General features: G+C 59.1%; 17 protein-coding genes and 2 tRNA genes. 14 read left to right on the forward strand and 5 right to left on the reverse strand.

From position 1 onward, the window contains the following. Positions 1-40: 40 nt before the first annotated feature. Complete coding sequence (locus tag BN1241_RS01650) at positions 41-1,321, reverse strand: IS256 family transposase (RefSeq protein WP_054952389.1); 1,281 nt, start codon at positions 1,319-1,321, stop codon at positions 41-43. 272 nt (positions 1,322-1,593) lie between these two features. Here BN1241_RS01650 and BN1241_RS01655 point away from each other — a divergent pair, with 272 nt between their 5' ends. Next, positions 1,594-1,959: a hypothetical protein gene (locus BN1241_RS01655; protein WP_054952000.1), complete on the forward strand. Its 366-nt coding sequence runs from the start codon at positions 1,594-1,596 to the stop codon at positions 1,957-1,959. A 543-nt stretch (positions 1,960-2,502) separates the two neighbouring features. Here BN1241_RS01655 and BN1241_RS01660 read toward each other — a convergent pair. Both BN1241_RS01660 and BN1241_RS01665 read right to left on the reverse strand, forming a co-directional pair. Next, entirely contained in the window at positions 2,503-3,000 is a 498-nt protein-coding gene (locus BN1241_RS01660; RefSeq protein ID WP_147599197.1) for a hypothetical protein, read from the reverse strand. A gap of 221 nt (positions 3,001-3,221) precedes the next feature. After that, positions 3,222-3,890 carry an FMN-binding negative transcriptional regulator gene (locus BN1241_RS01665; RefSeq protein ID WP_054952002.1) on the reverse strand — a complete coding sequence of 223 codons (669 nt, stop codon included), beginning with the start codon at positions 3,888-3,890 and terminating at the stop codon, positions 3,222-3,224. Between the two features lie 396 nt (positions 3,891-4,286). On the opposite strand from BN1241_RS01665, the gene ilvD reads away from it, so the two are divergent. The 8 genes from ilvD to cimA all read left to right on the forward strand — a co-directional run bounded on the left by ilvD (position 4,287) and on the right by cimA (position 16,053). Beyond that, positions 4,287-6,125, forward strand: a complete 1,839-nt coding sequence (ilvD, locus tag BN1241_RS01670) for a dihydroxy-acid dehydratase (RefSeq protein ID WP_054952003.1) — start codon at positions 4,287-4,289, stop codon at positions 6,123-6,125. 383 nt (positions 6,126-6,508) lie between these two features. Next, a complete protein-coding gene (locus BN1241_RS01675; protein WP_054952390.1) occupies positions 6,509-8,110 on the forward strand; it encodes an aspartate:alanine exchanger family transporter in 1,602 nt (533 codons plus the stop codon). A 386-nt stretch (positions 8,111-8,496) separates the two neighbouring features. Then, positions 8,497-10,320 carry an acetolactate synthase large subunit gene (locus tag BN1241_RS01680; protein WP_054952004.1) on the forward strand — a complete coding sequence of 608 codons (1,824 nt, stop codon included), beginning with the start codon at positions 8,497-8,499 and terminating at the stop codon, positions 10,318-10,320. Positions 10,321-10,329: 9 nt separating this feature from the next. Continuing rightward, entirely contained in the window at positions 10,330-10,860 is a 531-nt protein-coding gene (gene ilvN / locus BN1241_RS01685) for an acetolactate synthase small subunit (protein WP_054952005.1), read from the forward strand. Positions 10,861-10,877: 17 nt separating this feature from the next. Continuing rightward, positions 10,878-11,903, forward strand: coding sequence for a ketol-acid reductoisomerase (gene ilvC / locus BN1241_RS01690; protein ID WP_054952006.1), 1,026 nt, complete (start codon positions 10,878-10,880; stop codon positions 11,901-11,903). 297 nt (positions 11,904-12,200) lie between these two features. Then, complete coding sequence (locus BN1241_RS01695; protein WP_054952007.1) at positions 12,201-13,259, forward strand: 3-isopropylmalate dehydrogenase; 1,059 nt, start codon at positions 12,201-12,203, stop codon at positions 13,257-13,259. Positions 13,260-13,270: 11 nt separating this feature from the next. Then, positions 13,271-14,413 (forward strand): branched-chain amino acid aminotransferase, encoded by a 1,143-nt coding sequence (locus BN1241_RS01700; protein ID WP_054952008.1) that lies wholly within the window; start codon positions 13,271-13,273, stop codon positions 14,411-14,413. After that, the gene (gene cimA / locus BN1241_RS01705; RefSeq protein WP_054952009.1) at positions 14,410-16,053 is read left to right on the forward strand and encodes a citramalate synthase; all 1,644 of its coding nucleotides are present in this window, start codon (positions 14,410-14,412) and stop codon (positions 16,051-16,053) included. The genes BN1241_RS01700 and cimA overlap by 4 nt, the downstream gene beginning before the upstream one ends. Before the next feature lie 175 nt (positions 16,054-16,228). Here the strand turns inward: cimA and BN1241_RS01710 are convergent, their stop codons facing one another. Together BN1241_RS01710 and BN1241_RS01715 are read right to left on the reverse strand one after the other, a co-directional pair. Further along, positions 16,229-16,909, reverse strand: a complete 681-nt coding sequence (locus tag BN1241_RS01710; RefSeq protein ID WP_054952010.1) for a YggS family pyridoxal phosphate-dependent enzyme — start codon at positions 16,907-16,909, stop codon at positions 16,229-16,231. A 12-nt stretch (positions 16,910-16,921) separates the two neighbouring features. Continuing rightward, a complete protein-coding gene (locus tag BN1241_RS01715; RefSeq protein ID WP_147599199.1) occupies positions 16,922-19,612 on the reverse strand; it encodes a DEAD/DEAH box helicase in 2,691 nt (896 codons plus the stop codon). A gap of 108 nt (positions 19,613-19,720) precedes the next feature. Here BN1241_RS01715 and BN1241_RS01720 point away from each other — a divergent pair. The 5 genes from BN1241_RS01720 (at position 19,721) to BN1241_RS01740 (ending at position 23,689) form a co-directional block, all read left to right on the forward strand. Beyond that, positions 19,721-19,795: transfer RNA gene (locus BN1241_RS01720), tRNA-Lys, on the forward strand. 421 nt (positions 19,796-20,216) lie between these two features. Then, positions 20,217-21,908: a glycerol-3-phosphate dehydrogenase/oxidase gene (locus BN1241_RS01725; RefSeq protein ID WP_077138262.1), complete on the forward strand. Its 1,692-nt coding sequence runs from the start codon at positions 20,217-20,219 to the stop codon at positions 21,906-21,908. A gap of 349 nt (positions 21,909-22,257) precedes the next feature. Beyond that, positions 22,258-23,181: an ATP-grasp domain-containing protein gene (locus BN1241_RS01730; RefSeq protein ID WP_054952392.1), complete on the forward strand. Its 924-nt coding sequence runs from the start codon at positions 22,258-22,260 to the stop codon at positions 23,179-23,181. Continuing rightward, positions 23,178-23,519, forward strand: a complete 342-nt coding sequence (locus BN1241_RS01735; protein ID WP_054952012.1) for a hypothetical protein — start codon at positions 23,178-23,180, stop codon at positions 23,517-23,519. Before BN1241_RS01730 ends, BN1241_RS01735 begins: the two co-directional genes overlap by 4 nt. Before the next feature lie 94 nt (positions 23,520-23,613). Continuing rightward, positions 23,614-23,689: transfer RNA gene (locus BN1241_RS01740), tRNA-His, on the forward strand. Positions 23,690-23,788: the final 99 nt, after the last annotated feature.

Below are 23,788 nucleotides of genomic sequence, written 5' to 3' on the forward strand. Positions count from 1 at the left end.
GGTCAAGTCCTTTGGTGTGGTGTAACTTTTCGGGGTTGGGTTAGGCGGTGAGGAAGAGTTCCTGGCCGGGATGGTGATCGGTTTGCCCGGTGGGGGCGTTGAGGGTGTGGATGAGTTTTCGCATGGAGACTTCGGAGAAGTAGCGCCGTTCGGCGTAGAGCCATTCTTCGTGCTGTTCTTGAAGGACAGCTCCGACTAGGCGGGTGACACTGGCAGGGTCGGGGAAGATCTGGACCACGTCAGCACGACGCTTGATCTCCCGATTCAACCGCTCGATCGGATTATTGGACCAGATCTTCTTCCAATGCTCTTGAGGCATGTCAGCAAAAGCTGTCAGCTCTGCTTCGGCCTGTTCGAGCATGGCTGCTACCTCGGGAAACGAGCCAGATAGACCGTCAATGACGGTGCGGTATTGAGCTCTGACAGCCTGCGCGGTGGTCTGAGCAAAGATCGTTGAGACCAGGGCATTGACAGGCTTAGATCGGGCTGAGCCGACTCGTTGGGTGATGTTACGGGCGAAGTGGACCCGGCACCGCTGCCAAGCCGCCCCAGGCAGGATCGCTTTGACTGCGGCTTTCAACCCCGCGTGAGCATCCGAGGTCACTACCGCCACCCCGAGCGGATCAGCGCTTGTGGCGACTTTCAGGCCGCGCTCTCGCAGGGAGCGGAGGAACTCAGTCCAAAAATCGGTGGTCTCAGAATCACCCAGTGCCATGCCCAGGATCTCGCGGTTACCCTCACCGCTGACGCCGGTGGCTATGACAAGTGCTTGAGAGACGACTCGGTTACGTACACGCACGTCGAGATAGGTCGCATCCAGGAACAGGTAGGGGAACCAGGTGTGATCCAAGGGCCGGCCCAGGAACTGGCTCACGCCCTCGTCAATGTCAGCACAGATACGCGAGACGGTTGATTTTGAGATACCGGTGTCGTTGCCCAGGGCTTTGATCAGGTGATCAACCTTGCGGGTGCAGACACCATCGATCCATGCCTGGCAGATCACTGCATAAAGCGCTTTATCTACCCGACGGCGCGGGGACAGCAGCGCCGGGAAGAAAGAGCCCTGACGCAGCTTAGGGATCTGTAGGTCAACTTCCCCGGCCGGGGTGGCAAGAGTCTTGGGCCGGGTGCCGTTACGGTGAGTGATCCGGTCAGGGGTGCGTTCGTGAGGGCCAGCGCCGATCTTGACGGTGGCTTCAGCATCGATGAGATCTTGAAGGCCGGCCTGGAGCAGGCGGCGGAAGACATCGTTGTGAGCAAGATCAGGGTCGGTGAGGACTTCAGAAATCAGGGTCGTCAGGGCAGACTGGTGGTGAGTCATCGTGGGATGTCGCTTTCTTGTATCTTGGTCGAACATTTGAGTCTCCCACCATGACTCCCAACAATCTTCACCATCACCGTTGCTGGCAACCCCGCAGGAATTTACACCACACTAAGGGACTCACCCGGACTCCTAGTGCAGCTGGTGGATGGTTCAACGGGAATAGTGGTCAGGCAGGGGTGGGTCCATTGCCTCAGGCTGGGTGGAGCCAACAGGGTCACTCTCCCTACACGGTACAGAGGAAGCGGATTGGGGTAGTTCCCGTAATTATTTTGGTAATTGGTCTTCTCGTTATCGGTGGTGCTGTGGGTATTGGCTATTTTGCTTCCCGTCCAAACCCCGGCGTTGCCTTGATCTCAGATGCGGTTGAAGCCTGCGATCGGTCCGGGTACCTGGAGATTTCGGACGGAGGTCGCACACTCAACGTGTGGACCGAAGGAGAGGAGACTCACGGTGCAAGCCAGAGCGAATTGGATTGTGTGGTTGAGATGCTCGAGGTCCCGACTTCTGTCACTTCCCGCATGTGGTCTACTCGCGCTTTGGATGGGATGCAGTCGGGTACCTGGGGTGACTTTGAGGCTTCTTGGAATTACCACCCGGATAACGGTTTCAAATTCATTGTCACCGTTGCCGACTAGCATGTCTGTATCCGGAGCGTATGTTCTTCTTCGTTAATTTTGCTCTTGAGTCTTGTTAGGGGGGTGCCCACGTCTTTTGACGTGGGCACTTTGACTTCTCTTGGCATTGTAAGAGGATGTGCGATTGGCGGTTAGCCGTGCCAGGCCCACTCTCTGTTGACTTTTTTCCCTCTGACATGAAGTGACAGGCCACCAGCTTTGTTTTTTCTCGACCTCGGTGACATAGAAGGTGCCGGGGATATTCGGATCCTGTTGACGCTTCCGGCGTGATCGGTGGATTCGTATGTGGAAGCCGCGCTTGCGGGTCTTGATGTGGGGACAGGGGATTCACAACGAAGTTGTGCTTGTCGGGAAGTCCGGTTGTTGACAGGGTGATGGGCTGCCAGGTTCCGTCGATGGCCGATTGAGTTAGGTTCTTGACCTTTCTTTTGGCATTAAGAACTGCGAGTGTCACCGCTGAGACGTGGAGGGACATTCCTCGAGCCTTGTTCTTCCTGACGCTTGTGGTGTAGTGAGTACCGGGTACTTTTTGCGGTATCTGCTCTATTCTCTCGGACCTATAATGGTTGGTGTCCGGTAGAACATCCGCGTTTTGAGCGGTGCCTGGGGATTGATGGGGGATCCTCCGGTTCCTGGCAGTCCCGCCGTTGGGATCTCCACGGGTTGCCATGTCACGTTGAGGATGGCCTGTGCCTGGTTTATTACGCTACGGCGGGTCCGTAGAACGAGGGTGAAGTCGGTTGCCATAGCAACGACGATAACGGTGACTGTCAGCTGGAGTACGATTCGGGGCGGGGTTTGGAGGATGCCGGCCGTGGACGAGATCTTGACCTGGTCACCGACCTTCCAGGAATCCCCGCAACGTTTGACCGTTTCCGTGCGCTGGATACCGTCCTCGGTCCAGGTCATTGTGTACTCGTCCTTATTGGTTCGTCCACAAATGTTCACCTTTTCTATGTGGGTGACCGTGGCGGTTTCCTTTGTGCTTTGCCCTACGAAGTGCTCATGAATGCCGGGCTGCAGCCTCTGACCGATAGTCATCGTGAAGATCACCAGGAGAATGCTGATAACTCCGAGGGCGATCAGTGATCGGTTCTAGGGGGAATGTGCTTTCGTGAGTGCTTCGCATTCATCAGGGTGCATTGAACAGTGCTATCTCAGGAACTCTCCATCATCACAGACGTGAGCGGGTGAGAGGACACCAGTTTTTGGCATGTCAAGGAATCCGAGGGATTCCACTGACTGAAAGGGCACTCTGCCTTTCAGTGTTCGAGCCTGGGTTCGTCCTTGCGCACGGCGTGAAGCCCACCAACAAAGGGCAAGCGGCGAGCAGTTGATGGGGCCGCGTCGATGTCGTCAGCGAGTTGCTTAGCTCGGGCAGTGCCTTGCTCTCGTAGCCTCGTAGAAATTCTGTCTCGTTCAATGGGGAGACGGTTCTGTGACAGCTTGGCTTTGCCCCCGATGCGGTCGATCGTCATGGAGACACCGATGATGGCCTTGGAAGCACGGTCCAGGTACTTGCTGTCCATGCTGTCGGCCTCTTCTTCATCCCAGTGGCGGGTAAGGTCGACAGATGCTTCCTTGACCCACTCTCGGTTGTCATGGACGGTGACCTGTCCGTGGATGGTTACCTGCGTGTAATCCCAGGTGGAGGCAACTGATGTGCCTTCGGGCAGATCGTAATCCCGTGAACTAACAAAGCCGTGCGCTCCGGTGAATACGTGAGCACCGGGACGCGGGACGTCGGATGCCTTCCAGTGATCGTTGAACCGGGCCATGTGCATGATGATGACGCCATCGCGGATAATAATCGGCAACATTGTCGCATCGATCGTTCCATCATCCCGTGCAGTAACGAGAGTTCCTGCACCCTGTTCGTGAATAAACTCCATCGCCAATTCGTCATCGAGTGCAAAGTAGTGGGGAATCATAGAAAAGCTCCTCTATTTCACCCCAGTCAGTAGTGAAGTAGTGCCATCCTTGGGACCCCTGATGAGACCGAGAGTCAGCAGAGTAACGAGCGATGGGGAGCGGAGTGAAGTTGAGAGTGCGCGGTGACAGATAGATGTGCGCTGTCGGAATTGGGACGATGCGGTACTTTTCGAGGATCATCCGAGCGTTGGTTTCAGCTCGTAACTCCAGTGCTGAACAAGTTTGGGAATCAGTGCATTCTTTTTGCCGGCCAGGAACCAGGACCGATAAGTTTATGGCAAGGATGTTGTATGTGACCTGAGCATCAAAGTGCGTGATTAGTCTCGCTGTGTGACCCTGTTTTTCACGCTTTCGTTGGTGAGTCGTAGAGTTGGGAAGGACCAAAAGGAGATGGTATGCCAACTTTGCGATCAGCTACATCAACCCAGGGTAGGAACTTTGCTGGAGCTCGTGCTCTGTGGCGCGCCACCGGCATGGGTGACAATGATTTCGGGAAGCCGATTATCGCCGTAGCAAACTCGTTTACCCAGTTCGTGCCGGGTCACGTGCACCTGAAAGACATGGGGCAGCTTGTTATTTCGGCAATCGAAGAAGCTGGTGGCGTCGGTAAAGAATTCAACACGATCGCTGTTGACGATGGTATTGCCATGGGACATGATGGCATGCTCTATTCGCTACCCTCGCGCGAGATCATTGCGGACTCGGTCGAGTACATGGTGAACGCACACACCGCGGATGCTCTCGTGTGCATCTCCAACTGCGACAAGATCACCCCGGGCATGCTCATGGCTGCCATGAGGCTCAACATCCCGGTCGTGTTCGTGTCGGGCGGGCCCATGGAAGCGGGCAAGTCGATTGAGGGCGTTATCGATCACCCGGTTAACCTCGTTGACGCCATGAGTGGTGCGGCCGATGAATCGATCTCGGATGAAGAGCTGGCACAGATTGAAAATGCTGCTTGCCCCACGTGCGGCTCCTGCTCTGGCATGTTCACCGCGAACTCCATGAACTGCCTAACTGAGGCACTGGGACTGTCCCTGCCCGGTAACGGTTCCACCCTTGCCACCCACGCTTCCCGCAAGGAACTGTTCCTCGAAGCTGGGCGCACAATCGTGAACCTAGCCAAGCGCTACTACAACGAGGATGACGAGTCTGTTCTGCCTCGCAACATCGCCACCCGTGAGGCGTTCCAGAACGCGATGACGATGGACGTGGCCATGGGTGGATCGACCAACACGATCCTTCACATTCTTGCGACCGCAATCGAGGGCGAAGTGGACTTCACCCTCGAGGACATCGACGCGATCTCACGTCAGGTTCCCTGCATCGCCAAGGTTGCCCCGAACCACCCCGTGTTCCACATGGAGGACGTGCACCGCGCCGGTGGCATTCCCGCGATTCTCGGCGAGCTCTACCGTGCCGGTCTGCTCCAGGAATCTGTTCACTCGGTTCACTCTCCCGACCTGAAGTCGTGGCTGGAGAAGTGGGATATTCGCGCAGAGAATCCTGCACCGGAAGCAATCCAGCTCTTTAAAGCAGCCCCCGGTGGTGTTCGCACCACCCAGGCCTTCTCCCAGGCAAACGAGTGGAAGGAACTCGACACGGACGGTGAGAACGGCTGCATCCGTGCCGTCAAGTACGCCTACACGGAAGATGGTGGGCTGGCTGTCCTTAAGGGCAATATTGCCGAGGAAGGCGCCGTCATCAAGACTGCCGGCATCGACGAAGAACTCTTCCACTTCGAGGGTCGAGCCCGCGTGGTTGATTCCCAGGAAGACGCGATCGAACTCATCCTCTCCAAGTCTGTTGTTGACGGCGATGTTGTTGTCATCCGCTACGAGGGCCCCAAGGGCGGCCCGGGTATGCAGGAAATGCTCTACCCCACCTCCTTCCTCAAGGGACTTGGACTTGGCAAGACCTGTGCGCTCATCACCGATGGTCGCTTCTCCGGGGGCACCTCCGGTATCTCCATCGGCCACATTTCCCCGGAAGCTGCGGCAGGTGGCGGGATCGGGCTCATCGAAGAAGGCGACCGCATCGTCCTCGACGTTGCCTCCCGTTCGCTTGAACTGCTTGTCGACGACGAGACCCTGGAAGCTCGCCGCGCAGCCAAGGGTCCGCTTCCCTGGAAGCCTGCGAAGGAACGCCCACGCAAGGTCTCCAAGGCACTGAAGGCATATGCGCTACTGGCACGCTCTGCAACATACGGCGGTGTCCGTAGTCTCGACGACTGAGAACATACGAGAGTTCTGAGTCAGTAAGGACTAAACCGGCGCTGGGATTGATCCCGGCGCCGGCTTCTCTTTGCCAGCTGACTTTTTTCTAGCTACACATCGACCGGTTCAGCCGTACGCCTCGACTCGCTGCCTGCTCGCACAATCTTTGATTTTCCCTGTCCGTGGATGCGCCACTAGCCCCTGAGATTTTTTGTCGCACCTCCTGCCCTGCCTCCGCTCTCTGTCTCTCTTGAACTGAATCCTCGGGGGAGAGGAGCGTCGGAGCTGTCCGAGCTGGGGAGAGAAGAAAGGTGTCGTATCGGGACTCATGGCCCCCAATCTCTCATCAAGCCGGGGAGATACTGGTGGTGGCAGTTTCGATTGAAGGAGCATCCACGAACATGAGTGACGTTCTCCAGTTCCTCGCCGACCAGCCACTGATGACGCTCTTCATCATCATTGGGCTTGGCATGGCACTTGGCAATATCAAGGTAAAAGGCGTCGGGCTCGGTGCCGCGGCAGTCCTCTTCCTCGCGATCGGACTGGCAGCACTTGGGGTAGCACACGGCATCGAGATTGCCATCCCGCACATTGTTGGAACTCTTGGGCTTGTCCTCTTCGCATTTGCGATTGGGAACAATGCTGGCGGCACATTCTTTCAGTCACTCCGCCAAGCAACCGGCCCCATTGTCACCATGGTGCTCCTCTTCATCGTTGCCGCAACGGCGGCCTACTTTGTCGGCACGCGACTGTTCAACATGGATGTGGCACTCGTGGCCGGCACGTTCTCCGGTGCCGTGACGAACACTCCCGCGCTCGCGGCAGCCAGCGAATCATCGGGGGATCCCGGAACGGCCACGGTTGGTTACGCCGTCGCCTACCTGTTTGGGGTGATCGGCATGATCATCGCGGCCAATGTGGCGCTACGAAACTCGGCACACGATACTGATACGCCATCACCCGTTGGCCACGAGACGGTGCGCGTGGATCGCGATGATCTGCCGACCGTGGGGGCAATCATGCAGCACACGGGAAGCACCGTCGAATTCTCCCGGATCCGCAGGGGAGAACAGGGACCAATCTGGATTCCCAGCTCGGTCGAGCAACTGCGCCACGGGGACCTCGTGACCGTGGTAGGTGAACACAGCGATGTGCAGACCGTTATCGATGAGCTCGGGCATCGATCCTCCCATTCGCTACGCGAGGACCGCCGTTTGCTCGACTTCCGACGCATCACCGTTTCTGAACCGTCTCATGTTGGGCGGACGGTGAAGGAGATGGACGAGGTGCTGGAGGAACGGTGGGGTGCGAAAATCTCTCGCATCCGCCGAGGCGATCAGGACATGCTTGCCATCCCGGGGCTGATGATGGAGATGGGGGACAGGGCCCGGGTTGTGGGCCCAACGAGCAAGCTGAAAGAGATCTCTGCCTGGCTCGGTGACTCCTCGAAGGGACTGACCGACATCAACCCCGTCGCGCTCGGCGTTGGTCTCGGTCTCGGTATCCTTCTCGGCACAATAAAGATCCCGGTTCCCGGTGGTGGGCACTTCGCCCTCGGGGCTGCTGCCGGTGTGCTCATCGTTGGCCTTATTATGGGCAGGCTCGGCAGAGTCGGGACGGTCGTGACCGCGCTACCGAAGACTGCAAATCTCGTGATCTCCGAACTTGGCCTCCTCGTTTTCCTCGCTCAGGCGGGAACCAATGCCGGAGGGCAGATCGGTGAAGCATTCACGGGAGACTCGTGGTGGCAGATTCTCCTGCTTGGCATGCTTGTCACGTCGATCATGGCGGTGGGACTCTACATTGCCATGAGGAGAGTTTTCGGCATGGGAGGGACCCGGCTCTCCGGGGTGCTGGCCGGTTCACAAACTCAGCCCGCGGTTCTCGCCTTTGCCAATGCTCGCACGGGCTCCGATCCGCGCGTTGCCCTCGGATATGCCCTCGTGTACCCGGTTGCGATGGTGGCGAAGATACTCGTTGCTCATGTACTTGGGGGTTTGTAGTCGACCGTGCTCGCATGGCACACTTTGACTGTGTTCCCCGGAACTCGATCTTGACAGGAAGGTCGTGTCCCGGGGAACACCCTTATCGGGCAAACAATTCGTATGCCAGTGTGCTCAGAGCGTTGAGATAACCGGAAAAGACCTCATTTTCTCTTGCTGTATATAGGACACTATTCGTCTCAGTGTTCGGTACTGTGCGCCAATATATGAGATTTTAGGATTGTGGCTTGCGTTGTGTGAGGGGCCGGGGTTAATGTTGACCCATGGAAATGAAGTTTGTAATTACCAGGCGCGCCACACCGGTCCGCTGAGGTTGTGTTGCGCGCCCCCTGTTCCGATGCAGGGGGCTTTTTCATTGCCATACCGATCCACGTCTAGGAGGAACCATGGGGAAACCAGCATCCCCTGCAACACTCGCTGAAGCGAGTGCGTTGAAGGCGCAGAGCGACGGTGTCATTCGTGAGAAATCAACCGGTGCTCGGTCCATTATTCGTTCTCTGGAGGAACTGGGCGTAGACACGGTATTTGGTCTTCCCGGTGGAACGATCCTCCCCACCTACGATCCGCTCATGGATTCGCAGAAGATCCGTCACATTCTTGTTCGTCACGAGCAGGGTGCGGGCCACGCCGCGGAAGGTTATGCCCACGCAACCGGCAAGGTTGGCGTCTGCATCGCCACCTCAGGTCCCGGTGCCACGAACCTGACGACCGCCATTCTCGATGCCTACATGGATTCGGTTCCCATGCTGGTTATCACCGGCCAGGTGGGGGCTGCCCTCATCGGTACGGATGCGTTCCAGGAGGCGGACATCGTCGGCATCACCATGCCGATCTCGAAGCACTCCTTCCTTGTCACCGACGTCAAGGATATTCCCGCCCGTATTGCCGAGGCATACGAGCTCGCACAGACGGGCCGTCCCGGCCCGGTCATTGTCGATATCGCCAAGTCCGCTCAGAACGCTGAAGAGGAATTTGTGTGGCCCCCGGTGCGTGACCTGCCGGGCTACCGTCCCGTGACGAAGCCTAATGCTCGCCAGGTCCGCGAAGCCGCGCGCATGATCGCCACCGCGGAGAAGCCCGTCTTCTACCTGGGTGGTGGCGTGATCCGTGCGGGAGCCTCGGAAGCGGTGCGCGAACTGGTTAAGCTCACCGGTATTCCCGCCGTCACAACGCTCAATGCGATCGGTTCCCTCACTCACAACGATCCGCACAATCTGGGTATGCCGGGCATGCACGGCACTGTTGCGGCAGTTGATAGCCTGCAGCGTTCCGATCTTCTCATCACTCTCGGTGCACGTTTTGATGACCGCGTGACGGGTAGCCTCGAGTCCTTCGCCCCGCACGCTCAGGTCATTCACGCCGATATCGACCCCGCCGAGATCGGGAAGAACCGTCACGCGGATGTTCCGATCGTCGGTGACGTGCTCGAGACGGCACGGGAACTGACTGAGGAAATGCCGGCCGCCTACCGCCAGTACGGTCAGCGTGACATCAGCGCGTGGTGGAAGCGGCTGAATCGCATGCGGGAAACGTACCCGCTCGGCTGGACCCCAACCGAGGACGGGAACATGGCACCCCAGTACGTGCTGGAGCAGCTCGCCGAGATTGTTGGTCCCGACGCGATCTACGTTGCGGGAGTGGGACAGCACCAAATGTGGGCATCCCAGTTCCTCAAGTTCGACGAGCCGCGCACCTGGATCAACTCCGGCGGTGCAGGAACCATGGGCCTCTCCGTTCCAGCCGCCATGGGAGCCAAGGTGGCAAGGCCCGACAAGGTCGTGTGGGCTATCGATGGTGACGGCTGCTTCCAGATGACGAATCAGGAGCTCGCGACCTGCGCGCTCAACGATATTCCGATCAAGGTTGCGGTCATCAACAACTCCTCGCTCGGCATGGTGCGCCAGTGGCAGACCCTGTTCTACAACTCGCGGTACTCGAACACCGATCTCGATACTGGGCGGGGCACCCGCAACATTCCCGACTTCGTGAAGCTCGCTGACGCCTACGGTTGCGTCGGTCTGCGTTGCGAACGCCCGGAGGATGTGGCAGATACGATCCGCCAGGCCATGGAGATCAACGACCGTCCCGTCGTCATTGATTTCCAGGTGTCGGCTGACGCCATGGTGTGGCCGATGGTGGCCGCCGGCGTCTCGAACGATGAAATCCAGTACGCCCGCGACATTGCTCCCAACTGGGACGACGAAGAATAGAAGGAACTCATGAACAATCGACACACTCTCTCGGTTCTCGTCGAAAACAAGCCCGGTGTGCTGACACGCGTCACGGCCCTGTTTGCTCGTCGAGCATTCAACATCCACTCGGTCGCGGTGGGAACGACGGAAGACCCGGAAATCTCCCGCATCACCATCGTTGTCGACGCCGACATGGCGCCCCTCGAGCAGGTGACGAAGCAACTGAACAAGCTCGTCAACGTCATCAAGATTGTGGCTCTCGAGCCCGACACGTCAGTGCAGCGCGAGCTCCTTCTCGTCAAGGTGTCCGCCACCGACGAAAACCGCACCTCCGTCCTTCAAATCGTGGACCTGTTCCGTGCCCACGTGGTGGACGTAGTACCGGATGCTGTCACGATTGAAGCAACCGGCTCCGCAGGAAAAGTGGAGGCGTTCCTGACGTCTCTCGCCCCCTACGGGATTAAAGAAATTGTCCAATCGGGTGCAGTCGCGATCTCTCGTGGCTCGCGCTCCCTATCCGAACGAGTGAGTGCCGAACGAGCACTCCGTCGCGCCTGATCTACAAGGAGATTACTGTGGCAGAAATTTACTATGACGACAATGCCGATCTGTCGATCATCCAATCCAAGAAGGTAGCCGTTATTGGTTACGGCTCGCAGGGCCACGCCCACGCGCTCAACCTTCGTGATTCCGGCGTTGACGTCGTTGTGGGCCTGCGTGAAGGATCCTCCTCCATCGCCAAGGCGCAGGAACAGGGACTTGCAACTGCCTCCGTTGCGGATGCAGTCAAGGAAGCCGATGTCGTCATGATTCTTGCGCCGGACCAGCACCAGCGCACCATCTACGCCGAAGACATTGAGCCGAACCTCAAGGAAGGCGCAGCCCTGTTCTTCGCCCACGGCTTCAACATCCGCTACGACTACATCAAGCCGTCTGCCAGCCACGACATCTGCATGGTTGCCCCCAAGGGCCCCGGTCACACGGTGCGCCGCGAATACGTTGCAGGCCGCGGTGTTCCCGCGATCGTCGCGATCGAGCAGGACGCTTCCGGTCAGGCCTGGGATCTGGCCCTGTCCTACGCGAAGGCCATCGGTGCCACCCGCGCCGGTGTCATCAAGACCACCTTCACCGAAGAAACCGAGACCGACCTGTTCGGTGAGCAGTCTGTTCTCTGCGGTGGCGTCACCCAGCTGATCCAGTACGGTTTTGAAACCCTGACCGAGGCCGGCTACCAGCCAGAGATCGCCTACTTCGAGGTGCTTCACGAGCTCAAGCTCATCGTTGACCTCATCAACGAGGGTGGTCTGACCAAGCAGCGCTGGTCGATTTCCGACACGGCTGAGTACGGCGACTACGTCTCCGGTCCCCGCGTTATCTCCCCCAACGTCAAGGACAACATGAAGGCCGTCCTCGCGGACATTCAGGATGGCACCTTCGCCACCCGCTTCATCACCGACCAGGACAATGGCGGCCCCGAGTTCCAGGAGCTGCGCAAGCGCGGCGAAGGCCACCAGATCGAGAAGGTCGGCGTGGAGCTGCGTAAGGCATTCTCGTGGGAAGACACCGACGCTGACTACACCGATGGTCAGGCAGCCAGGTAGTAAGTAGCTAGGCTTGGGGTGCTCCTACCAAGGGGGCACCCCAACCTATCTCCACACAAGCAACCCCACGCCAGCTCCCTTCCTGATCGTTTTGCGATGGGTCATGGCAGAGTTGTGCAATATGCAGTGTGCTTTGTGCAGTGTTTACTGTGCGGGGAAGTAAGTGGGGAAATAAGTGACGGGCTGGCGAAGCGGCCAGCCCTATCGGCACGAGATGTGTCAATCTGGAATCCACCCACGCCTTCCAGATGGTGAACGTAAAATATCAGAATATGGACGAAAGGCTAGGATGTGGTCATGAATCGAACAATCAAACTTGCTGTTATTCCCGGTGACGGCATTGGTCCAGAAGTTGTTGCCGAAGGCTTGAAGGTTATGCATACGGCACTGCGTGACACCGATGTCACGATTGAGGAAACCACGTTTGACCTGGGTGCGGCCCGCTGGCACAGAACCGGTGAGGTGTTGCCCGAGGAAGAGTTCGAACAGATTGCTGCCCACGACGCGATTCTGCTCGGCGCGGTCGGCGACCCCTCACTGCCGTCCGGGATTCTTGAACGCGGCCTGCTCCTCAAGCTCCGTTTTGCTCTCGACCATTACGTGAACTTGCGCCCCTCCAAGTACTACCGAGGCGTGCCCACGCCGCTTGCGAACCCTGGCGAGATCGACTTCGTTGTCGTCCGCGAAGGCACCGAGGGCCTGTACGCAGGCAACGGCGGCGCCGTGCGCGTTGATACCCCGCACGAGATCGCCACCGAAGTCTCCATCAACACCGCATACGGTGTTGAACGCGTCGTGCGCTACGCATTTGAACTCGCAACGACGAGGGACAATCGCCTGACCCTCGTGCACAAGCACAACGTGCTGGTCAACGCGGGCCACCTGTGGCGCCGCACTGTCGAGCGCGTTGGCAAGGAATACGAGGGCGTTGCGGTTGACTACCTGCACGTGGATGCGGCAACGATCTTCCTCGTGACCGACCCGGGCCGCTTCGACGTGATCGTGACCGACAACCTGTTCGGTGACATACTGACCGACGAAGCCGGTGCTATCACGGGCGGTATTGGTTTGGCGGCCTCGGGCAACGTCAACCCCGAGGGCGCGCACCCGTCCATGTTCGAGCCCGTGCACGGCTCCGCACCGGACATTGCCGGCCAGCAGAAGGCCGACCCGATCGCCACGATCTCCTCCGTCGCTCTCATGCTCAATCACCTGGGGCTCACCGAGGCGGCAGCCAAGATCGAAGCAGCTGTGGATGGTGACATGGAGGCGAGGGCAGATGCGGCTGAGGCCGGAGCGCCCCTGGGCCGCACCACGAGCGAAATCGGTGACGCAGTCGTCGCCCGAATCTCATAGGAAGAACCGCTATGACGCAGAACCCGTCGGAGCTGGAGTTGGCGGCAGCCAACCCCCTTCCCACCGCAGACGAACTCGCACACTCCTGGGAGCACACGCCCTCCCTTAACCCCGCCACCCCCGAGGCGCGTGAAGAGGTCTTCAACAGCCTCGGATTTGGTTCCGTCTTCACGGACCACATGGCGCACGCAATCTACGAGGAGGGAAAGGGCTGGCATTCGAAAGTGATCGAACCCTACGGTCCGCTCACCCTCGACCCGGCAGCTGCTGTCCTGCACTACGGCCAGGAGGTCTTCGAGGGTCTCAAGGCGTACCGTCATGATGATGGCTCGGTCTGGACGTTCCGTCCCGGCTACAACGCGGCACGGCTCAATGCCTCCTCGCGTCGCCTCGCGATCCCCGAACTCACGCCGGAAGACTTCCTCGCCTCCATCGTTGGCCTCGTCCGCGCCGATGAGGTCTGGGTACCTTCTGCTCCCGGATCGTCCCTCTACCTGCGCCCCTTCATCATCGCCACCGAGGCCTTCCTCGGCGTGCGGGCGGCGCACAAGTACGACTACCTCTGCATCGCATCCCCCTCGGGACCGTACTTCACGGGTGGCTTTGAGGGAATTTCCGTGTGGGTATCGCCCGACTACCACCGGGCCGGCCCGGGAGGCATGGGTGCCGCAAAGACCGGAGGCAATTACGCTTCCTCGCTCGTCCCCAAGGTCATGGCGAAGGATGAGGGATTTGACGAGGTGTGTTTCCTCGATGCTGCGACCAACACCAACATTGATGAGCTTGGCGGCATGAACCTCTTCATCGTCTACGAAGACGGGACGCTTGCCACCCCGAGCCTCACCGGCAACATCCTCGAAGGCGGCACTCGCGGAGCCATTCTGCGCCTCCTTCGTGACCGGAACAGGACCGTCACGGAAAAAACGATCAACTCCGCCCAGCTCGTTGCTGACATTGAATCCGGCAAGGTATCCGAAGTCTTCGCTTGTGGCACAGCCGCGGTCGTGACTCCGGTGGCTCGGATTGCTGGCGAGGGCTTTGATGTGAGCCTGGCCGGGGGAGAGGTCACGAAGTCGATCTACGACCAGGTCACCGCCATCCAGCTCGGCCACGAACCCGATCCCTACAACTGGACCTACAAGATCACGCCATGAGCCACGCTTTCACGATCTATGACACGACGCTGCGGGACGGGGCGCAGCAGGAGGGAATGAACCTGTCCGTCACGGACAAGCTCACCCTCCTGCCCCTCCTCGAAGCGTACGGAGCGGACATTATCGAAGGTGGATGGCCGGGAGCGATCCCGCGCGACACCGAATTCTTCGCCCGCCTCAGGGAGGATAACCCGCTCCGGCACGCCCGCCTTGCGGCCTTCGGTGCCACGAGGAAAGCCAACGTTGACGTGGCTGACGACCAGCAGGTCGCGGCCCTCCTCAACTCCGGTGCCCCGATCATCACCCTCGTTGCCAAGTCCGATTTCCGTCACGTCCTCAAAGCCCTGCGCACAAGCGAACAGGAAAACCTCGCCATGGTGTCCGACACCGTTAGCTACCTGGCAGGTGAGGGCCGTGAGGTCATGGTCGACCTGGAACACTTCTTCGATGGGGCGGATGAGAACAGGGCATACACGTATGCGGTGGCTGAGGCCGCGGTCCGTGCAGGAGCCACCACCATCATCGCCTGCGACACGAATGGCGGATCGCTACCGCACGTGATCGAACAGCGGGTGAGGGAACTGCGGGAGCACCTGAACGAAGCCGGGCTCGATGCGCAGATTGGCATTCACGCCCATAACGACGGTGAACTTGCTGTCGCGAACTCAATGGCGGCGGTAGAGGCCGGGGCCACCCACGTGCAGGGCACCATCAACGGCTACGGTGAGCGCACCGGCAACGCCAACATCCTCACGATCATCGCCAACCTTCAACTCAAAACCGGGCGACAGATCGTCACACCCGAGCAACTTGCAGAACAGACGCGGGTCTCTCACGCGGTCGCCGAGCTCGTCAACATCGCCCCCTACGGGAGGCAGCCGTACACGGGCGTATCGGCTTTCGCCCATAAGGCAGGTCTCCATGCTTCCGCAATCCGGGTTGACGCCGATCTGTATCAGCACATCGATCCCGCACTCGTGGGTAACGATATGAGAATGATCGTGTCGGATATGGCCGGTCGTGCCTCGATCGAGCTCAAGGGTCGCGAGGTCGGCATTGATCTGTCTGAACGCCCCGAGGTTCTCACCGAGGTGACAAACCGAATCAAGGAAGCGGAAGCCCAGGGCTACACGTACGATGCGACCGATGCATCGGTCGAGCTCATCATCCGCGAGGCCGTGGACGGTACGAAGCTGTGCTTTTTCGAGGTCGAATCCTGGGCAGCCCACCTGTCCGGTCAGAAGGATGACTCGAACGGGGCGGAAGCAATCGTCAAGCTCTCCACCGCAAACGGACGGAGTGTCACGGTCGGTGAGGGCGTCGGCCCAGTGGACGCTCTCGACAAGGCTCTGCGCGAGGCGCTCCTGCCGGTCTATCCGCAGCTCGGTGACTGCGAACTGACGGACTTCAAGGTTCGTGTTCTCGACGGTAGTGCAGCGACAAAGGCCACCACCCGAGTCATCGTGTCGATGGCATCTCCGGTTGGCATGTGGGCAACGGTCGGCGTGGGTAAGGACGTGGTCGAAGCCTCCTGGGAGGCACTGACCGATGGGTACATTTACGGACTGTTCAGGGCGGGAGCAACGCCCCTCCCAGCATCCAGCCCGGCATCCACCACCGACGTGTCAGCCAACGCCTGAGGTCACGCGGTCTAGTGGTTAATCGGCTGAAATAAACAACAAATGAAATACTGACTGGCAGAGTAAATACATGCCGGAGGGGTGGATCCATCAGATGGATCCACCCCTCCAGCATGTCAAGAACGAAGTGTGAGTACGGACTGGGCCCCGTGTGACGAGAATGGGAAGTTCTCGGTTAGGGCTTGGGGCGTTCGCCGAAGATTTGCCTGCCGACTCGGATCATCGTCGAGCCCTCCTCGACAGCGATCCTCCAGTCCCCACTCATCCCCATCGACAGCTCCGTGAGATTTGAGTGCCCGCGCTCGCGGAGAGACTCGGCTAGCTCCCTCGTTGAGGCGAAGGACCGGTGAATGTCTAACTCTTCCGTCGTGTTTGCTCCGATGGTCATGAGGCCCGTGAGCGTGAGGTGGGGGAGCTGCGCAATGCTGTCAGCAAGGGCGTACGCATCATCTGGGTCGATTCCAAACTGTGACTGTGCACCTGCGGAGTTGACCTGAATGAAGACGTTGCGGGAGAGGTCGAGGCCGTCACAGACGGTGTTGAGACGATTGGCGGTCTTGAGGGAATCAACAGTTTGAACCGTGTCAGCGTACTGGAGTGCGACACGAGCCTTGTTGGATTGGATGTGGCCGATCACGTGAACCTCACGGTCTGGGGCACCGAGCGCCGTCAGTTCTTCCTCGGTGGCCCGGAGCTGCTGAATGATGTTGTGACCAAAGAGCGACGCTCCCGCCTTCATGGCTTCCATGACCTTCTCCGCCGGCTGGTGCTTAGCGGCAAGAAGGATCCGTACGTTGCGGTCACCTGCCGCCTCCTGTACCTCGGCTGAGAGTGCAGCGAACCGTTCGGCGATCATGGGTCTCCTTGGCTAGACAACGTCTCCAATTCTAGCAAGGGAGGCAACCAGCTCATCGGCCTGCTCACTGGCCCCAACATCAACCAGGGCCACGAACTCGGTGTCGCGCGACTCCTCACCATCGTCAATGACCTGGTGCACGATCCAGAGCTTCTTTGATGAAGCATCGTGGGCATCATCTTCGTTCAGCCCAGCATCGACCAGATCCGATACCGAGGGCGACTCGTTGAAAACAAGGAAGCTTGCGGAACGTGAATTGGTGTCGGTGCCAAGCCACTCGTGAGAATCAAAATAGTCGTCGAGGAACTCATCCCACCGATCAGCATCGAGAGAAATAGCTGGTTCGTACACGCGCGGGTGCGAGAGCATCTCGAGGCGGTCGACATCCTCGTCGGCCGCTGCCTCAACAAAGCGCCACAGCCAGTTCCTGATCTTCGTTCGGAAGGCATGGGGGTTGGCGGTGATGGGGACGGTCCCGTCCTCGCGTGCACCAAAGGCACGTTCCTCACCACCCTGGGGGATCCGCGTGTGGGTCATGATCTCTTCATCGTTAATGATGCCGTCAGCGAGCGCCTCCCATTCGGCAATGAGGGAGGAGTCGACGGAGCGGACGAGATCGCCGAGCCAGGAAATAATGTCACTAAGTTCATCGGTCAGGGCATCTTCGGGGATGATTTGGCGGAGCGCCCGATAGGTGTCGGTCAGGTAGCGCAGGACAACGCCTTCGCTGCGTGCCACATCGTGGCGCGAGATGAGGTCGGAGAAGGTCATGGCGTTCTCCACCATTTCCCGCACAACGGACTTCGGCGAGAGCTCGTACTCGGCCACCCACGGGTTCGTTTGACGATAGGTTTCCAGCGCTGGAACAAGGACCTCGATCAGTGGCTGAGGCCACGTGATCTCGTCGAGCCTTGCCATCCGCTCGTTGTATTCCAGCCCTTCTGCCTTCATCGCCGCCATCGCCACATCTCGCTCGGCCTTCCGCTGGGCAATGAGGACGGGTCGGGGGTCTTCTTGAACGGACTCGATGATCGACACAACATCGAGAGCGTAGGTGGCCGAGTCTTTATCGAGCAGTTCGAGGGCCGCGAGAGCAAAGGGGGACAGGGGAGCGTTGAGAGCAAAGTCGGAGGGAATCTCCCTGGCAAGTTCAATCGCGGGCTTACCAGGATTGTTCGCACGCCATTCGCGGTCGTGATGAACGATGACTCCCGCTGCTCGCAACGAGGTGTAAATGTCGACTGCCTTGCGAAGCAGGGGATTGCTGGCTCGCTTGGGCTCGTAATTGTCGGTCAATAGCCGGTATACGGTCTTCACGGGGTCGCCGGCACGCGCCAGGATCTGCAGCATCATGGCGTGGGTGATGGTCATGCGTGACTCAAGGGTCTCCGGGGGAGCCGAAATGAGCCTGTCGAACGTTGACCTGGTCCAGTTGACCTGACCCTCGGGTGCCTTCTTCTTGACGGGCTTCTTTTTCTTATCCGCGGCCTTTGCTTCTGCCTTGGCGTTCTCAATCTCGTGCTCGGGTGCCTGAACGACGACTTCACCAACCGTGTCAAAGCCGGCTCTGCCGGCTCTGCCGGCGATCTGATGGAATTCGCGGGCGGTCAGTTGCCTCTGCTTCTCACCATCGAACTTGGCCAGGCTCGTGAGTAACACGGTGCGGATCGGAACGTTGATACCAACCCCGAGGGTGTCGGTCCCGCAGATCACCCGGAGCAGCCCCTGCTGTGCGAGGCGCTCCACGAGGCGGCGATAGCGGGGGAGCATGCCCGCGTGGTGGATCCCGATCCCCGCACGCAGGAGCTTGGAAAGCACGGCACCAAAGCCTGGACCGAATCGGAAGTCGCCCAATGCCTCAGCGATCTGCGCCTTCTGTTCCTTCGAGGCAATCGCAACTGACTGCAGTTCGGTCGCGGCGTTGATGGCGGCGAGCTGGGAGAAGTGAACAATATAGACGGGAGCCCGGTGAGTGGAGACCAGCTCCTTCACGGTCTCGGACACGGTCTCGAGCGAGTAGGTAAAGGTGAGGGGTACGGGACGCTCAGCATCGTCAACGATGGAGACCGTGCGGTCAGTGCGGCGCTCGAGATCCTCAACAAAGTGAGAGGTGTCGCCCAGGGTGGCAGACAGAAGAACGTGCTGAGTGTTCGTCAGTTCGAGCAGCGGCACTTGCCATGCCCATCCGCGGTCCGGTTCGGAGAAGAAATGGAACTCATCGGCAATAACAACCCCGGCATCAGCATTCTTTCCCTCGCGCAGCGCAACGTTTGCGAGGATCTCCGCCGTGCAACAAATAATGGGAGCATCCGCGTTGATCGTTGAATCACCGGTCACCATGCCAACGTTGGCTGCCCCGAACAGTCCGATGAGGTCGAAGAACTTTTCCGATACGAGGGCCTTGAGGGGAGCTGTGTAATAGCCGCTCCTACCCTCGGCAAGAGCAACAAATAGAGCCGCCATCGCAATCATGGACTTGCCCGACCCGGTCGGGGTGGAGACGATGATGTGATCCCCATCGAGTGCCGCAAGGAGGGACTCTTCCTGGTGGGGATAGAGATCCTTACCCGTGGAATGCACCCAGTTCACGAACGCGTCATACACCTCATCGGCCGGCGGGTTTTCACCAAACTTGTCGGCAAGCAGATCGAGCGCATCATTCAGCGGGGAAAGAGATTCAGTCACCCTCTCAGGGTGCCACATGGGGGCAGATCAAGGAGCGCATCCGCATGCTGTGCATGAGTTCACAATAAAAAAAGTCCCACCAGTTTGAACAAACTGAGGGGGTCAGAGTATTGTTATTTCTTGCGCGCACCGCTAGCTCAATGGTAGAGCAACTGACTCTTAATCAGTGGGTTCAGGGTTCGAGTCCCTGGCGGTGTACCAAGTGAAATCCTGGCTTCGGCCAGGATTTTTCATTTCTACCATAAAAATAGTTATGGGGTCACGCTAAACCTTCCGATACTGAATCGGCGAATCCGGGCCCCGCGTGCTTGGTCTTGGGCTTGCGGCAGTGAGGAGAGAAGTGCCGGGCCTCAAACTGGGGCTAAAGACAAAATGTGCTACGAGCGAATAACTACCGGCCATAGGGCCTGAAAGACGATCCGAGCGGGGCAGGTGCGTAAATTATGTAAGGTGAGCCTTAGCTAAATTTGCACATTCGTGCAAGGGGTTTGACCATTAGTGCAGGCGGGGGCAAACTGGACTAAAGGTACAGATACAACGGGCGCCGAAGCCCGAGGAGGTAGAAGTGAATACCAAGCCAACCGCACTCACCCGCGAATCACGCTCCGCTGCCCTGGTGGGAATGGCAGAGCAAGAGCTGGACATCCTCGTCGTCGGAGGCGGCGTGACCGGTGCAGGTATCGTTCTCGACGCAGCCACTCGCGGTCTGCGCACCGGCATTGTGGAAATGAGGGACTGGGCTTCCGGAACGTCCCAGTGGTCCTCCAAGCTCGTCCACGGCGGACTCCGCTACCTCTACCAGCTCGACTTCCCCCTGGTTGCTGAGGCCCTGCGCGAACGCGGCACTCTTCTGACCACGACCGCACCCCACCTCGTTACCGCACAGCCCTTCCTGTGGCCGCTCAAGCAGCGCCTCATTGAGCGCGCCTACTCCGCCGTCGGTGTGGGCATGTACGACGCGCTCTCGGTTGCGGGTAGCCACGGCAAGACCGTGCCCCTCCAGAAGCACTACGGGCACAAGGGGGCTCTCGAACTCGTTCCGAGCCTCGACCCCAAGTCCCTCATCGGCGGCATCCGCTTCTACGACGCACGAGTGGACGATGCTCGCCTCGTCATTGACCTCGTCCGTACCGCACAGGGCTTCGGTGCGCTCGCGGCCTCCCGTACCCAGGCCACGAAGTTCATCACCGAAGGCAACAAGGTTGTCGGAGCCATCCTCAGGGACCTCGAAACCGGTGAAGACATCGAAGTACGTGCCAAGCACGTCATCGGTGCCACGGGCGTGTGGACCGAAGAAACCGAATCACTTGGTGGTTCCGAAGGCGGACTCAAGGTCCTCGCCTCAAAGGGCATCCACATCGTTGTTCCGAAGGAGCGCATCGAAGGCAAGACCGGTGTCTTCCTCCGCACGGAAAAGTCCGTTCTCTTCATCATCCCCTGGGACCGCTACTGGGTGATCGGTACGACCGACACGAAGTGGCACGAGCAGCGTGACACCCCCGTCGCAACCGCGGAAGACATCGATTACGTACTCGGGCAGGCGAACTCCGTCCTTCAGGACAAGCTCACTCGTGACGACATCATTGGCACCTACGCGGGCCTCCGCCCGCTCCTTCAGCCCGGCACCAAGGGCTCCGGAGAATCTACCAAGGTATCCCGCGAGCACACGGTCACCTCGCCCCAGCCCGGCCTCACGGTCATCGCCGGCGGCAAGCTCACCACCTACAGGCAGATGGCGGAAGACGCTGTCGACCACGTCCTCGGCTCGAAGGCAAAGTCCACCCCCTCCATCACCGCCACCACCCCGCTCGTGGGCGCACCCGGTTACGAGGCCGCACGCAGGACCCTGCCCCAGCTCTCCAACCGCTACCGTCTCACCGAGGACCAGATCAAGCACCTGTTCTCCCGCTACGGATCCGAAACGGCAGACGTGCTGGCACTGACCCAAGAGGACTCCAGCCTCCTGACCCCGCTTGAGCACGCTGGTGCCTACCTGCGAGCAGAAGTGGCGTTCGCGGTCCGCAACGAGGGTGCACTCCACCTCGAGGATGTTCTCCTCCACCGTGTCCGCCTCGACTTCGAACAGCCGGACAGGGGCATGGCAGCAGCGCCCGAGATCGCCGACATAATGGCTACCGAACTCGGTTGGGACGAGCAGACCAAGGAACGCGAAATCAAGAACTGGAACGATCAGGCCCAGGCCATCCTCGATGCACAGGAAACCCGCACCGACGGAGAAGCATCAGCACTGCGCGAGAAGGCAGAAGAGATTGTTCCAGTCGAGCGACTGAGCGACCTCACCGCCAACAACTAACAGCCAAGCTGACACTCCCTGACACGCTGTCAGTGGGTAAATAGTACGGGAGCGGCACCTCGCATGAGAGGTGCCGCTCCTTCCTTGTCTCGACGCGCTACTTCTTTTGAAAAGCATCCTTGTTGCGTTTTAGTTGAGGCGAGTGGTGCGATCTCAGCTCAACAGCTCAAGCCTGCACGTGTCCCCGTTGCAAGGTTTAGTGAAGTGGTTGCGTTCCTGTGCTCGTTTCTAGAGGGAATTGCGCTAGCGGCTGGGCAGAGTTCAATCGGTACTCTTTGTCTCGATCAAAAAGTGCATACTCGGTGGAATGGAAAGCCAAGAAGGTCCGAATTCGGGTACCGTTGTAAGCGTGTCTAATCCCATCGTTACCCTCGTGACCTCCGAAGCGTTCCCGAACCTGGACAGTGATGAAGCTGGTCTGCCGGATGCGCTTCGTGAGCGTGGAATCGAGCCCCGCATTGCCATCTGGAATGACCCCGACGTGGACTGGTCCCAGGCAGGGACAGTTGTCATTCGTTCCGTCCGTGACTACGCGCCCAACCGCCAGCAGTTCATCGAATGGTCGAAGACCGTACCGCGCCTGCTGAACCCGGCGCACGTCATGGAGTGGAATACTGACAAACACTACCTCCAGGACCTCGCCAAGCTCGGCATGCCCACAATCAATACGATCTGGCTGGAGCCCTCAGATAATCTGACCCGCCACCAGGTCCACACCCGGTTCCCGGCTTTCGGTGACTTCGTGGTCAAGCCTGCCATCTCCTCCGGAGGACGCGGCACGGGACGCTACACGTCCACAGATGCGAAGTCGCGCATGAACGCCATCAACGACGCCATGCACCACCTTGAGCGTGGTCGCACCGTCATGGTGCAGCGCTACCACCAGGAAGTCGACCACTCTGGTGAGATCTCCCTGATCTACTTGAACGGACTACCTTCCTACATGGTGAAGAAAGAACCCATGTTGCACCCGCGCTTCCGCGCAGGCGACTCCCTCCAAGAAGAGATCGTCCACTCCAAGCAGGCAACGGAAGATGAGTGGCGGTGGGGTGAGCGCATCAGACTTGCACTCCACAAGTACATTAAGCAGAAGTCGGGGCGCGACGAACAGCTTCTCTTCAACCGCGTCGACATTGTTCGTGGTGGACCGAACGACGAGGAAGAGTTCTACGTTATGGAGATCTCCCTCATCGACGGCTCCCTCTACCTCAGTGCGGATGAACAAAACCTCGAACAGTTCGCCGATGCAATTGCGGTGCGAGCATTCTGGTGAAGCGCTTCGGACTACTTCTACTCATCGCTGGGCTTTCCGCATGTGGATCAGCAGAGACCGGGGGAGATGCTGAGGCCTGCGAGGAATCGCAGGCAGTCGGGGCTCAAATCCGCGAATATCGAGAACTTGATACCCTCACCACGGAACAGGCCAACGACGCCACCCAGTGGGAGTTCAGGCTGGCAGAGGCCTCCGTGCTCGCAACCGACCACGACCTCGCCACCCTCATCAGGGACCAGGCGGACGCCGCAGGAAACGTAGCGGAGTACCTGGATGATGAGGAAGTGTTCCAGATTCTAGAATCCATCTCCAGAGAGATCGATTCCCGGTGTGAATAGTGGTGGAGTACTGGGAGAGTGAGAACTCACAGTCTTCCAATTCTGAAAACGAATACCCCTTGGGTATAGTTAGAGACCGGCGAACATCGCCATGGTGGCCGTAGCTCAGTCGGTAGAGCGCCTGGTTGTGGTCCAGGAGGTCGCGGGTTCAAGCCCCGTCGGCCACCCCATCGCGAGGCCCAATTCATCGAGTATTAACTCGGAGTTTTGGGTCTCGCTTTTTTCGTGCCGCAATGATGTGACAAGTTTCTGTGAAGAGATTTCTCCTG

The sequence above is a fragment of the Flaviflexus massiliensis genome (assembly GCF_001375495.1).
GTDB lineage: Bacteria > Actinomycetota > Actinomycetes > Actinomycetales > Actinomycetaceae > Flaviflexus > Flaviflexus massiliensis.

Excerpts from the sequence above, each read along its gene's own strand:
- BN1241_RS01710 (WP_054952010.1), bottom strand. The coding sequence starts at position 16,909 with ATGATCGCCGAACGGTTCGCTGCACTCTCAGCCGAGGTACAGGAGGCG.
- BN1241_RS01695 (WP_054952007.1), top strand. The coding sequence starts at position 12,201 with ATGAATCGAACAATCAAACTTGCTGTTATTCCCGGTGACGGCATTGGT.
- BN1241_RS01715 (WP_147599199.1), bottom strand. The coding sequence starts at position 19,612 with ATGTGGCACCCTGAGAGGGTGACTGAATCTCTTTCCCCGCTGAATGAT.
- ilvD (WP_054952003.1), top strand. The coding sequence starts at position 4,287 with ATGCCAACTTTGCGATCAGCTACATCAACCCAGGGTAGGAACTTTGCT.
- BN1241_RS01725 (WP_077138262.1), top strand. The coding sequence starts at position 20,217 with ATGGCAGAGCAAGAGCTGGACATCCTCGTCGTCGGAGGCGGCGTGACC.
- cimA (WP_054952009.1), top strand. The coding sequence starts at position 14,410 with ATGAGCCACGCTTTCACGATCTATGACACGACGCTGCGGGACGGGGCG.
- BN1241_RS01700 (WP_054952008.1), top strand. The coding sequence starts at position 13,271 with ATGACGCAGAACCCGTCGGAGCTGGAGTTGGCGGCAGCCAACCCCCTT.
- BN1241_RS01650 (WP_054952389.1), bottom strand. The coding sequence starts at position 1,321 with ATGACTCACCACCAGTCTGCCCTGACGACCCTGATTTCTGAAGTCCTC.
- BN1241_RS01660 (WP_147599197.1), bottom strand. The coding sequence starts at position 3,000 with ATGACTATCGGTCAGAGGCTGCAGCCCGGCATTCATGAGCACTTCGTA.
- BN1241_RS01665 (WP_054952002.1), bottom strand. The coding sequence starts at position 3,890 with ATGATTCCCCACTACTTTGCACTCGATGACGAATTGGCGATGGAGTTT.
- BN1241_RS01675 (WP_054952390.1), top strand. The coding sequence starts at position 6,509 with ATGAGTGACGTTCTCCAGTTCCTCGCCGACCAGCCACTGATGACGCTC.
- ilvN (WP_054952005.1), top strand. The coding sequence starts at position 10,330 with ATGAACAATCGACACACTCTCTCGGTTCTCGTCGAAAACAAGCCCGGT.
- BN1241_RS01680 (WP_054952004.1), top strand. The coding sequence starts at position 8,497 with ATGGGGAAACCAGCATCCCCTGCAACACTCGCTGAAGCGAGTGCGTTG.